The 12405-nt window shown below is 53.7% G+C and carries 10 protein-coding genes; 8 read left to right on the top strand and 2 right to left on the bottom strand.

Annotation, left to right across the window (positions count from 1 at the left end):
• Positions 1–27: 27 nt before the first annotated feature.
• The 6 genes from KZZ10_RS04740 (at position 28) to KZZ10_RS04715 (ending at position 7622) form a co-directional block, all read left to right on the top strand.
• A complete protein-coding gene (locus tag KZZ10_RS04740) occupies positions 28–2040 on the top strand; it encodes a TRAP transporter permease (RefSeq protein WP_259660352.1) in 2013 nt (670 codons plus the stop codon).
• Between the two features lie 99 nt (positions 2041–2139).
• Positions 2140–2598 (top strand): Smg family protein, encoded by a 459-nt coding sequence (locus KZZ10_RS04735; protein ID WP_259660351.1) that lies wholly within the window; start codon positions 2140–2142, stop codon positions 2596–2598.
• Entirely contained in the window at positions 2595–3536 is a 942-nt protein-coding gene (gene gluQRS, locus KZZ10_RS04730; RefSeq protein ID WP_259660998.1) for a tRNA glutamyl-Q(34) synthetase GluQRS, read from the top strand. The genes KZZ10_RS04735 and gluQRS overlap by 4 nt, the downstream gene beginning before the upstream one ends.
• 60 nt (positions 3537–3596) lie before the next feature.
• Positions 3597–6275, top strand: coding sequence for a DNA topoisomerase III (locus KZZ10_RS04725; RefSeq protein WP_259660350.1), 2679 nt, complete (start codon positions 3597–3599; stop codon positions 6273–6275).
• Between the two features lie 9 nt (positions 6276–6284).
• Positions 6285–7106: a 3-methyl-2-oxobutanoate hydroxymethyltransferase gene (panB, locus tag KZZ10_RS04720; RefSeq protein WP_259660349.1), complete on the top strand. Its 822-nt coding sequence runs from the start codon at positions 6285–6287 to the stop codon at positions 7104–7106.
• 18 nt (positions 7107–7124) lie between these two features.
• Complete coding sequence (locus tag KZZ10_RS04715; RefSeq protein WP_259660348.1) at positions 7125–7622, top strand: SET domain-containing protein; 498 nt, start codon at positions 7125–7127, stop codon at positions 7620–7622.
• A 25-nt stretch (positions 7623–7647) separates the two neighbouring features.
• Here KZZ10_RS04715 and KZZ10_RS04710 read toward each other — a convergent pair whose 3' ends face one another.
• The gene (locus KZZ10_RS04710; protein ID WP_259660347.1) at positions 7648–8127 is read right to left on the bottom strand and encodes a DUF3429 domain-containing protein; all 480 of its coding nucleotides are present in this window, start codon (positions 8125–8127) and stop codon (positions 7648–7650) included.
• Between the two features lie 44 nt (positions 8128–8171).
• Between KZZ10_RS04710 and KZZ10_RS04705 the strand changes: the two genes are divergently transcribed.
• Both KZZ10_RS04705 and KZZ10_RS04700 read left to right on the top strand, forming a co-directional pair.
• Entirely contained in the window at positions 8172–8963 is a 792-nt protein-coding gene (locus tag KZZ10_RS04705; RefSeq protein ID WP_259660346.1) for a ferritin-like domain-containing protein, read from the top strand.
• Between the two features lie 17 nt (positions 8964–8980).
• A complete protein-coding gene (locus tag KZZ10_RS04700) occupies positions 8981–10543 on the top strand; it encodes a sulfatase-like hydrolase/transferase (RefSeq protein WP_259660345.1) in 1563 nt (520 codons plus the stop codon).
• Between the two features lie 52 nt (positions 10544–10595).
• On the opposite strand, the gene leuA is transcribed toward KZZ10_RS04700, so the two are convergent.
• Positions 10596–12266 carry a 2-isopropylmalate synthase gene (gene leuA / locus KZZ10_RS04695; protein WP_259660997.1) on the bottom strand — a complete coding sequence of 557 codons (1671 nt, stop codon included), beginning with the start codon at positions 12264–12266 and terminating at the stop codon, positions 10596–10598.
• Positions 12267–12405: the final 139 nt, after the last annotated feature.

The raw sequence follows: 12405 nt of genomic DNA, 5'->3' as shown, positions 1-12405 counted from the left end.
ACCGCCCTTTATTTTTAGAGAGTATGTATGCAAATCGATGAAGCGAAAGCGCAGGCCTTAACCGAAAAATTTGACCCCGAGATTCGTTTTCGGCCACTTACGCCTGTCGCGACATGGATTGTTTCCGTGTTGCTTGTCTCTTTGTCGGTCTTTCACTATTACACGGCAGGGTTTGGGTTGTTGCGAGAGTCGACCCATCGCGGCGTGCATTTGGCGTTTGTGCTGAGCCTAATTTTTTTGGTGTTTGGTTTTAATAAGAGTGCCTACAACCGAGCGCCTAAGTCGACGTGGTTCGCGCCGGGCGGAGTGCCTTTGTTTGATTGGGTCATTGCCCTTGCCCTGGCGCTCACGGTTTTATACATCCCATATATCTTTGAAGAACTAGCTTTCAAGGTTGGTAACCCCTCAACACTTGATGTAGCGATGGGCACAATCTTGATGGTCGGCTTGCTCGAAGGTACGCGCCGGGCGATGGGGTGGCCGTTGCCTATTATTGCGATCGTGTTCATGGCATACGCGATGTTCGGGCAAAGCTTTCCCGGCTTACTCAAGCACGCTGGTAACACCTGGCCTCAAATTGTTAATCACATGTACCTCACGAGCCAGGGCGTCTACGGCGTCGCTGTCGGTGTTGTCGCGACATATGTCTTTCACTTTGTGCTGTTTGGTGTTCTGGCAACGCGAATTGGGCTGGGACAGTTGTTTTTGGATGTGGCCTCGGCGGTAGCCGGTCGTTATGCAGGAGGTCCGGCGAAGGTTTCTGTATTTGGTTCCGCGATGTTTGGCATGTTGTCTGGGTCATCGATTGCGAATGCGGTGACAGTGGGATCGCTAACAATTCCAGCAATGATTCGTGTCGGTTATCCGCGACACTTTGCCGCCGCGGTTGAGGCCGCCTCGAGCACGGGTGGCCAGATCACGCCTCCGATCATGGGCGCAGCGGCTTTCTTGATGATAGAGTTTTTGAATATTCCTTATCGTGACATTGCACTGGCCGCTACGTTCCCAGCGTTCTTGTATTTTTTTGGCATGTTTATGCAGGTGCATTTCGAGGCAAAGCGCCAAAATCTGCGCGGCTTGACTGAAGAGGAAATGCCAAAGCTGAAAGAGTCGTTTCGTAAGCGTTGGCCTACGCTAATCCCGCTGTTTGTTTTGATTGGCGTGCTGGTTAGTGGCCGCACTCCTTATCTAGCAGCATTCGCTGGCATCACGGCGTGCATTGTGGTGGGCATGCTTAATCCCGCGCAGCGTTTACGCTGGCGCGACCTCTATGACGCTTTCGAGATTGGGGCTAAGTACGCATTGGCAGTGGGTGCCGCAGCAGGTACGGTTGGCATCGTGATTGGCGTCGTGACGTTAACCGGCGTGGGGTTTAAGGTTTCGTTTATTGTGATTGCCGCGTCCCAGGCCATCGCAGGTGCTGCGATGATGGTCTTGCCAGACTTTATGGCGAACATGCAAACGCTGACACTCATCGCAGCATTGACAATGACGGGGATTGTTTGCATTTTGATGGGGTGTGGAATCCCAACCACTGCCAATTACATCATCATGGTCGCGGTCGCTGCGCCCACGCTTGTGCAGTTAGGTGTGCAACCCCTAGCCGCCCACATGTTTGTTTTCTACTTTGGCATTCTTGCCGACCTCACGCCGCCTGTAGCACTTGCGGCGTATGCCGCGGCAGGGATGGCTGGAAGTGATCCATTCCAGACGGGCAATACGGCATTCAGGCTAGGCATCAGTAAATTACTTGTGCCTTTTGTCTTCGTATTTTCTCCGTCATTGTTGCTGGTGTTAAAGGGCTTTACGTGGACTGATTTTGCTATCACGCTGGTGGGGTGCATGATCGGTCTTGTGTTGTTGTCGTCGGCGTTTTCGGCGTACTTTTTGACGAATATGCAACGGTGGGAGCGCTGGCTATTTGGAATCGCATCGTTGCTGTTTATTGCCCCGGGGTGGCAGACGGCAGTGGCCGGCTTACTGGTGGCCGCGCCCGCGACTGCGACGCAACTTGTCCGCTGGCGACGACCACCTAAATAAATTTGCCGTGGCGATTGTTGTTTTTGTTTTTTAGGGGTAAAGTGGAATCACAACGTGGGGCGATGGTTGCCTCGGTTAAAACAGGAGCCCGTAGCTACTATGTTCGATATCCTGGTTTACCTGTTTGAGAACTACTACACCCCTGAGGCCTGTCCTTCAGCCGAGGTGTTGGCCAAGCGTCTCGCCGCGGCCGGGTTTGAGCACAACGACATTGACGATGCGCTCGGCTGGCTCGTCGGCCTAGCGGAAACAACCGAGCAATGCGTTGAGCTTGCGCACACGCCGGGTAACGGCAGTCGTGTGTATGCCGAATCTGAGCAACAGCATCTTGGTGCCACAGCAATTGGTTTTATTACCTTTCTTGAGGCGACGGAGGCTTTATCCCCCGCGCTACGTGAAATCGTGATCGACCGCGCCATGGCGACCACAGACGGTCCGGTGTCTTTACAAAAAATCAAAATCATCGCTTTGATGGTGCTCTGGAGTCAGGAGGCCGAAGTCGACCACTTGATTCTTGAAGAGCTCCTGCGTGACGATGGTGACCGCTTGTTGCACTGATAGGTCCGTTGTCTTCGGTGTCCTCGTCTTATTGTGGTCGGTTTGCCCCTAGCCCGAGCGGGCCCCTGCATGCGGGGTCGGCTGTGGCCGCCGTAGCAAGTTTTGTCGATGCCCGCGCCAAGGGCGGAAAATGGCTATTGCGCATTGAGGATTTAGACACGCCTCGTAATGCGCCCGGAGCCGTCGAGACGATTTTAGGTCAGCTGCAGGCACTGGGAATGGATTGGGATGACGACATCGTCTTTCAATCTCGTCGAATACATGCCTATCAGTCTGCTTTTGACACGCTTCTTTCGCTAAATCGCGTTTATCCTTGTGGGTGCACGCGTCGGGAAATTGCGGACTCTGCTGTTCAAGAGGCGTCAATGCGTCCAAATGGAGAGCGTCCCTACCCTGGAACTTGTCGTTTGGGGCTACCAGCAGGCCGTCAGGCGCTTTCTTGGCGAGTGCGAGTACCTGAGGGGCTCTATCGGTTTGAAGACCGCTGGCAAGGCTGGAAAGAGCAAGAGGTCGCGCGCGCGGTGGGTGACTTTGTCATCAAGCGTGCAGACGGCATCTGGGCGTATCAGCTCGCCGTGGTGGTTGACGACGCGGCACAACAGATTACGGATATAGTAAGAGGTGAAGACTTACTTACAAGCACCGCAAGACAAAACATGCTTCGGGAGCTGTTTGGGTACCCACAACCGAACGTTTTGCATGTGCCTCTGGTGATGGATCAACAAGGCCAGAAGCTCTCAAAACAAAATGGTGCGACGGCGCTTGACTTGAGCCGTCCACTTGAAGTCTTGCAGCAGGCATGGGTAGACTTGGGGTTTGAAAGAGTCGCTGCTAATAAGATAGAGACATTTTGGTCTACCGCCATGTCTGTTTGGGCGCAAGAGCCGAGTCGTGCTAACTTGCACGGCAATCACCAGCGCCCGTATGATCCGCGCTAGCTTGAATTAACGCATTGATCCGACCACCAGTTTTGTGTGTGCGGGTCAGAATGGATAAGAATGACTAAGACACTAATAATTGCTGAGAAACCCTCGGTCGCCCTTGATATTTCGAGGGCGCTAGGCGGTTTCACGCGCGAGGGCGACTACTTCGAGAACGATAAGTACGTGCTGTCGTCGAGCGTTGGGCACCTGTTGAGCTTGGTGGCGCCAAATGATCCGGTCAAGGGAAAGTGGAGCTTCACGCATCTGCCAGTGATTCCCCCCCAGTTTGAGCTTGGACCCAGCGACAAGAAATCTGCCGAGCGCCTCAAGATGTTGGTGCGACTGATTAAGCGCAAGGACGTTTCAGCACTGATCAATGCATGTGACGCCGGTCGTGAGGGTGAGCTAATTTTTCGCTACATCGAACAGTATGCGTCGCAAAAAAAGCCGGTACAGCGCTTATGGTTGCAATCCATGACGCAAGACGCGATTCGTGAGGCGTTCACGCATTTACGATCAGACGAAACGATGAAACCGCTGGAGGCTGCAGCGAGGTCGCGCGCCGAGGCAGATTGGCTGGTCGGCATTAATGGCACACGCGCCATGACAGCGTTTAATAGCAAAGATGGCGGCTTCTTCAAGACGCCGGTTGGGCGTGTCCAGACTCCGACGTTGGCCATTGTGTTTGAGCGGGAAGAAAAAATCCGTCGCTTTGAGCCGCGCAACTATTGGGAAGTGCGCGCGACGTTTGTTGCCGCTGGCGGCTTGTATGAAGGCCGTTGGTTTGATCCAAGCTTCAAAAAGAATCCAGAGGATCCCGCGCAACACGAATCGCGCTTGTGGGCCGAGGCGGCAGCAAAGAGTGTCGTTGCAGCATGCCGTGACCAGCCGGGCATTGTTAATGAAGTCGCAAAGCCTAAAACGGAAGCTGCTCCCGCATTATTTGACTTGACCTCCTTGCAACGTGAGGCCAACGGACGGTTTGGCTTTTCAGCGAAGACGACCTTGTCACTCGCGCAAAGTCTTTACGAGCGCCATAAGGCGTTGACGTATCCACGAACAGACTCAAAGCATCTGCCAGAGGATTACATCAATACGGTGAAAGGAACGATGGACGCGCTGGCTGAGGGTAGTGGCGTAAGCAGGGCCTTAGCGCCCCATGCCGCTACCATTACGAAGAACGGTTGGGTAAAGCCGAATAAGCGCATCTTCGATAACAAGAAAGTGTCTGATCACTTCGCGATCATTCCGACCTTGCAGATCCCGAAAGAGCTAAGCGAAGCAGAAGCCAAGCTCTATGACTTAGTCGTTAAACGTTTTCTGGCAATCTTTTTCCCAGCGGCTGAATTCCGTCTAACCACGCGCACAACCATCGTGCAGTCACATCAGTTCAAGTCCGAGGGCAAGGTCCTGGTGTCCCCCGGCTGGTTGGCCGTGTGGGGCCGCGAGGTACAGGGCGAAGACGCCACACTGGTTGCGGTAGCCGAAGGCGAGAAAGTTCGTACGGAAGAGGTCGAGACGGTTGCGTTAGTGACTAAGCCGCCGGCACGCTACAACGAAGGTACGTTGCTGTCCGCAATGGAAGGCGCGGGCAAGCTCGTAGACGATGATGAGTTCGCGCAAGCAATGTCGGAGCGTGGTCTGGGTACTCCGGCCACTCGCGCGTCGATCATTGAAGGTCTGCTCAATGAGAACTACTTGCGTCGTGAGGGTCGCGACTTGGTGCCGACGGCGAAGGCACGTCAATTGATGACGCTGCTTAATGGTTTGGATGTTAAAGAATTGACCTCGCCCGAGCTCACCGGTGAATGGGAGCATAAGCTCAAGCAAATCGAACAGGGTGAGCTTGAGCGCCTGGCCTTCATGCAAGAAATTGCCCAGATGACTCAAATCATTGTGAAGCGCGCAAAGGAATATGACCGTGACACGGTGCCGGGTGATTATGTGAGTTTGCATACGCCTTGCCCGAAATGCGGAGCAGAGGTAAAAGAAAACTATCGCCGTTACGCATGTACAAAATGTGACTTTTCGATTGGTAAGCATCCTGGCGGACGCACCTTTGAGCCCTCTGAGGTTGAGACACTCATCACTGATAAGCATATTGGTCCGCTGCAGGGCTTCATCAGCAAAATGGGTCGCCCTTTTGCTGCCATTTTGAAGCTCGATCCCGACTCAAAGCTCGAGTTTGATTTTGGTCAGCGTGATGAAGAATCGAATGAGCCGGTAGACTTTTCTGGCCGCACAGCACTTGGGCCGTGCCCGAAGTGCACAGCACCGGTTTACGAGCATGGTATGAGTTACATCTGCGAGAAATCGGTTGGGCCGGAGCGCAGTTGCGATTTCCGTTCTGGCAAAGTGATTCTGCAACAAGAAGTAGGCCCCGATCAAATGGTGAAGTTACTGGCGACCGGGAAAACGGATTTGTTAGAAGGCTTTATCTCGAGCCGTACGAACCGCAAGTTCAAGGCGTATCTCGCGCGTGGAGCAGATGGCAAGGTGAGCTTTGAGTTTGAAGCACGCCCTGACAAGCCAGGCCGTAAAACCGCAACGAAAACCGCGACTAAGACGGCGGCTAAGACGGCGGCTAAGACGGCGGCTAAGACGCCCGCTAAGAAAACCACCAAAACGGTGACTAAGACTGCTACGAAGACTGCAACAAAAACAGCTGCGAAAAAAGCGGTTGTGAAGAAAGCCGCTAAGAAGGCAGTTAAGAAGGTCGCAAAAAAAGCCGCCAAAACGACCGCGAAGGAATAAGGGTCGTTAATGAGCGTGCAGGCGGTAGTTAAGCGGGTCACCATCCCGCAGTTGATGGCGTGCAAACGTCAGCGCAAAATTGTCGCGCTGACTGCGCATAGTGCCCCAGTGGCGCGTGCGATCGACCCGCATGTCGACTTTGTTTTGATTGGCGACTCCACCGCAATGGTGGCGTATGGACTGCCGAATACGCTGTCGATTTCTTTAGAGACGATTGCGCAGCACACGGCTGCCGTCGCGCGGTCAACGCAACGTGCATGCATCGTCGCGGACCTCCCCTTCGGTAGCTATCAGGAGTCTCTTGCGCAAGCCTTTCGTAGTGCTGGCTATCTGTTGAGCCAAGGGGCCGACGCAGTCAAGCTTGAGGGCGGGGCAATTATGGCCGAAACGATTCAATATCTATCCTCCAGGGGGATTCCTGTGTTGGCGCATATTGGCTTGATGCCGCAGTATGTGAATACGATGGGTGGTTATTTGTCGCAAGGTAAGTCTCCGGAAGAGGCGGCGCGTATTCGTGCGGATGCCCATGCGGTCCAACGTGCTGGTGCCTTTGGTGTCGTGCTTGAGGGTGTGCAGGAGGCGTTAGCCGCGGAGATCACTGCGCAAGTTTCCATCCCGACGATTGGTATCGGCGCTTCGCCCGCGTGCGATGGCCAAATTTTGGTAACAGAAGATATTCTGGGATTAAGTGGCGAGCGCGTGCCGAAATTTGTCAAACGGTATGCCGATCTCGATACAATGATGCGCAAGGCGGTTGAGCAATATGCCGAAGATGTGCGCAGTGGAGCGTTCCCTGAGCCTCAACATTGTTTTGGTGTGAAAAGCACCTGATTTTAAGAAGCGTCACCCATGACAACAGCAGAGAAACCTTGGCATATTGTTCGACTTTCCAAGGTGCACGGCAACGGTGTATTTGCAGCGCGCAACATCCCAGAAGGTACGCGCATCATTGAGTATGGTGGCAAAACCATCAGTAGTAAGGAAGCTGATCGTAGGCATCCAACCAACCCAGATGATCCATTCCATACGTTTTTCTTTTCCTTAAGCTCTGGCAAGATCATCGACGGTGATGATCATGGTAATGACGCGCGGTGGATTAATCACGCCTGTGAGCCAAACTGCGAGAGCAGCGAGGGCAAGGGTGGCAAGCGCGTGCATATCGTTGCTAAGCGAGACATTAAGCGCGGTGAAGAGCTGAACTACGATTATGGCTTGGTTATTGATGACGAGAAGCTCACCAAAAAGCTGAAGATGCAGTACGAATGCCGGTGTGGCGCGGCAAGTTGCCGTGGAACAATGTTAGGTATCCCAGAAAAAAAGGCCAAGAAGGCCAAGAAAAAAGCCTAAGTCGCCTGAACAGCCAAACAATGGCTTAAACGAGTTGCCACCACGCTAAGCCTAAGGCACCAAGTGCGCCGAACGTGAGCATGGTGCGCAAGCGAAACATCCAGCTGGGGATCAGCTCTGGCACTTTGCGCATAAGCATCCCATCTAACACCCATTGCAGTGCTAAACCAGCCATCAGCATTCTCAATCCAACGTCAGGCAGCGCAAGGGTTGCGAACCAACCAATCAGCGCTGGAATGACGCTCCAGACAAAAAGGGTGTCGCGCGGAGCGTTTGCTGGGGCGTGAATGGCTAGGCCCCACCACAACGCACCGACAAAACTTAAGATAATCGCGCCGTACATGATCAGTGCAGTGAGTGCGAGCAGCGGATCTATCCCGGTTCCAGCGAGCGTAGACAACGCCAAAGCCCAAAAGGGTGTGAGCCCAAGCAAGCCTGGCAATAGTGCGGCCCGGGGAATGCGGGTAGGGAGGGGCCTGTTTGCGGATGAGAGTAGATCAGACATAATCACAATATTACCAAGCGCAAAGAATCACAGAACCATTAATCGTGAACGAAATAAGACAAATTGCGCTCGCTGCGCTACAGGAAAGGTCTTGGGACGCAAAAGCAGCGTGGATTGCACGGGCTGACGCTTGCGCACCTATTGACCTTGAGGTCGACCTCAGAGGGAATAGCGGGCCAACTACGTCCCTCCCCGGACGCCCTGCCCTGGATTTTGTGCCGCCGGCAGGATTGTTGTCGCGCAGCGTGCATACGCTGGAGGGTCGCGCCGTGCTGATCCACGCCTTGGCACACATTGAGTTCAATGCGATTAACCTCGCCTTGGATGTTGTATGGCGATTTTCTGGCATGCCTGAAAAGTTCTACCGCGACTGGATGGGTGTTGCACGTGAAGAGGCGGAGCATTATCGATTGTTGTCGGAGCATTTGGCCGGCTTAGGCTATTGCTATGGCGACTTCCCTGCACATGATGGGCTATGGGAAATGGCAGAGCGGACACAAGAGGACATACTGGCACGTCTGGCGCTTGTGCCGCGCACGCTTGAGGCGCGTGGACTCGATGCATCGCCCGCTGTCAGACACAAGCTCGCAAGTGGCGGTGACCGCCGGGGCGCTGAAATTGTTGACCTGATTTTGCGCGAAGAAATTGGGCATGTTGCGATTGGAAACTATTGGTATCGGTGGCTGTGTACGCAGCGGGGCGTTGATCCGGTTGCGCATTACGCTGAGCTAGCTTTAACCTATCGTGCCCCAAAGCTTAAAGGGCCCTTCAATGTGCAAGCGCGGATGGCCGCAGGCTTTGAGCCTGAGGAGATCGAAGCGCTGCAAAGACAGTAACGCGACAGAGGTCAGCCATGTCTGAAGTGCAGAACATTCTTTTCATCATGGCCGATCAGTTTCGTGCGGATCATCTTGGCTGTGAAGGCCACCCATATTTAAAAACGGCGAACCTCGATGCACTGGCTAAACGCGGGGTAAGGTTTAGTCGAGCTTTTGTAAATTCCGGCGTATGCGGACCTTCGCGCATGAGCTATTACACGGGGCGTTATCCTTCAAGCCACGGAACGACGTGGAATCGCGTACCGCTCGCGATCGGTGAAGTCACGTTAGGGGAATACTTAGAACGCGCAAAACGAGACCTTGTGTTGGCTGGAAAGACCCATGTGATCCCAGATGTGGTGGGCTTGCAGCGCTTAGGGATTGATGGGCAGTCTGAGCTGGGCTATTTGCTTAGGCGCGGTGGTTTCAAAGAAATTGATCGCTACGATGGTCATCATCCGCCAGGACAAGAAAGTGGTTACCCCGCGTACTTAAGGCAACACGGATACGTATCTGATGATCCTTGGACCGACTACGTGATCGCAGGCGTGGATGCCAAGGGCGAGGTGGTGAGTGGCTGGAACATGCGTAATGTTTATCTGCCTGCCCGAGTCGCAGAGCCGCACTCTGAAACAGCCTACATGACCGATCAGGCGCTGTCCTTCATGCGCAACAAGGGCGATACGCCCTGGGTGTTACACCTGAGCTACGTCAAGCCGCATTGGCCCTATATGGCGCCTGCGCCGTATCACAACAGGTACAACGCGGATCAATGCTTACCTGTTGTGCGTAGTGAGCAGGAAAAGATCGATGCACACCCAGTTGTGGCGGCGTACCGGCAGCATGAAGAAGGTCAAAACTTTAGTCGCGATGAGTGTATCCGTACTGTGCGACCAGCGTATCAGGGGTTGATTCATCAGCTCGATGATCATCTGGGCAGGTTGTTTGATTACATGGAAGGCGCGGGTTTGATGAAAAATACGATGATCGTATTTACGTCGGATCACGGAGACTTTTTAGGCGACCATTGGCTCGGTGAAAAGGAATTGTTTTACGATGCGATACAACGCGTTCCCTGCATTGTGATGGATCCGGACGCTCGGGCTGACGTCACGCGCGGGACCGTTGATAACAGAATGGTAGAGGCCGTCGACTTCGTGCCAACATTCTTAGACGCACTGGGCGTAGAAGGTGCTTCACAGCGCATCGAAGGGATGAGTTTGTTGCCCTTGCTGCGAGGTGAGACTCCTGTGTGGCGAGAGGCTGCGTTTTCAGAGTTGGACTACAGCTTCAGACAAGCTCGCTTGTTGTTAAACAAAACGCCACAACAGTCGCGGGCGTATTCCATGCGAACGGATCGATGGCGCTACGTGTATTGGCTCGACGAACCAGAGCAATTATTTGATTTGGAAACAGACCCGCAAGAATTGCAGGATCTAGGACGCGACCCAGGACATTTAGCGACGCGAGAACAACTCAGAAGTCAGCTTTTTGATTGGATGGCGCGCCGCAAGAGACGCGTCACCATGTCTGACGAAGAGGTGGTGCGCGCAACGCACGCACACAAGCGGGCGGGTGTTTTCTTTGGCCAATGGTAGAGCAGGTCAAAAAAATCGGGCCCTCAACAGAGGGCCCGATTAATGAAGCAGATTAGGTCTTTATGTGTCGATTCAGCGCGCTTAAGACCGCTTTAAACGACGCCGTCACAATGTCGCGGTCAACCCCAACGCCAAAACCCGTTGGCGCATCACCGATGCGAACCTCGACGTAGCACGCAGCGCGTGTATCTGTCCCGGTCCCGATGGCGTGTTCGTGATAATCCATGATTCTTACTGGCTCGCCCAAGGAATCCACGAAAGCGGAGATTGCACCGTCACCCCGGCCTGTGAGGGCGCGACGTTTGCCGTCTACATCAAACTCCACTTCGATGGTGAAGTGTTGGCCTTCTGCCGCAGATGGATCGCCGGTGATGCGATGCTTGATCAGAGTCCAGGGCTGTGTCTGCGCCAGGTATTCAGAGTTAAAGATGTTGTAGACATCAGCAGCAGTAACTTCGCGACCGGTTTCATCTGTTACGCGCTGAATGGCGCGACTGAATTCAATTTGCAAACGACGCGGCAAGGCAAGACCATGCTCTTGTTCAAGCAAGTAGGACACACCGCCCTTACCGGATTGGCTATTGACGCGAATCACGGCGTCGTAGCTACGACCAAGATCGGCTGGATCGATTGGCAAGTAAGGAACTTCCCAGATAGCATCGGCTTGCTGTACGGCGAAGCCTTTTTTAATGGCATCCTGATGGGAGCCTGAAAACGCAGTGAAGACCAAGTCTCCCGCGTACGGGTGACGAGGATGAACGGGCAACTGATTGCAAAACTCAACGCAGCGCCGGACTTCATCGATATCCGAAAAGTCTAGGCCCGGATGAATGCCTTGGGTGTAAAGGTTCAAGGCAAGAGTGACGATGTCAACATTACCGGTACGCTCGCCATTGCCGAACAAGCAGCCCTCTACGCGATCTGCCCCCGCCATCAAACCAAGTTCGGCCGCAGCAACGGCAGTACCACGGTCGTTGTGTGGGTGCAAGCTGATAACGATGCTGTCACGCTTATTCAGATTGTTGTGCATGTACTCGATCTGATCCGCATACATGTTGGGGGTTGTCGCCTCAATCGTTGCAGGCAAGTTATAAATAATTTTGCGTTGGGGTGTTGGCTTCCAGATCTCAGTGACAGCATTACAGACCTCGAGAGCAAAGTCGGGCTCAGTGGTGCTGAAGACTTCTGGGGAGTATTCGTAGAGCCACTCTGTTTGTGGATACTTTGCCATGTTGTCCATGACACATTGCGTGCCTTCAACGGCAACTTGCTTGACCTGTTCGCGATTCATGTTGAACACGATACGGCGAAACCCTGGCGCGCAGGCGTTGTACAAATGGATCATTGCGCGCTTGGCGCCCGCAGCAGATTCGACGGTGCGCTCGATTAGTTCTGGACGAGCTTGTGTCAAAGCGATAATCGTGACATCGTCAGGAATGAGGTTGTCGTCGACAAGCTTGCGAACAAAATCAAAGTCGGTTTGTGAGGCCGAGGGAAAACCAACCTCAATTTCTTTAAAGCCAATCTTGAGCAACATATCGAAAAAACGCAGTTTGCGCTCTACGCTCATGGGTTCAATCAGCGACTGGTTTCCGTCCCGCAAATCGGTGCTCATCCAGACGGGAGGATGAGTGATTCGTTTGGTAGGCCAGGTGCGCTCAGAAAAGTCGCGCTCAAAAGGCTTGAATGGGATGTACTTGGTGGCTGGATTCGACAGCATGATGGTCCTCTTTAGGCCAACGGTCCGTTACCGGAATTTATAAAATGGGGTGGGGGTACTGCGAGGTGGCGGGTGGTTGCCGGACTGCCACGGGGCCCTAGGCCCGGCAACCGATCGCTAGTAGTAGCGCTAGTAGACCGGT

The organism is Zwartia hollandica (assembly GCF_019923725.1).
Lineage (GTDB): Bacteria > Pseudomonadota > Gammaproteobacteria > Burkholderiales > Burkholderiaceae_B > Zwartia > Zwartia hollandica.
Note: the sequence above shows the minus strand (reverse complement) of the source record. Positions and strands in the feature narration are given on the sequence as shown.

Coding starts and splice junctions, on each gene's coding strand:
- KZZ10_RS04740 (WP_259660352.1), top strand. CDS start 28: ATGCAAATCGATGAAGCGAAAGCGCAGGCCTTAACCGAAAAATTTGAC.
- KZZ10_RS04725 (WP_259660350.1), top strand. CDS start 3,597: ATGACTAAGACACTAATAATTGCTGAGAAACCCTCGGTCGCCCTTGAT.
- KZZ10_RS04710 (WP_259660347.1), bottom strand. CDS start 8,127: ATGTCTGATCTACTCTCATCCGCAAACAGGCCCCTCCCTACCCGCATT.
- KZZ10_RS04735 (WP_259660351.1), top strand. CDS start 2,140: ATGTTCGATATCCTGGTTTACCTGTTTGAGAACTACTACACCCCTGAG.
- KZZ10_RS04715 (WP_259660348.1), top strand. CDS start 7,125: ATGACAACAGCAGAGAAACCTTGGCATATTGTTCGACTTTCCAAGGTG.
- panB (WP_259660349.1), top strand. CDS start 6,285: ATGAGCGTGCAGGCGGTAGTTAAGCGGGTCACCATCCCGCAGTTGATG.
- KZZ10_RS04700 (WP_259660345.1), top strand. CDS start 8,981: ATGTCTGAAGTGCAGAACATTCTTTTCATCATGGCCGATCAGTTTCGT.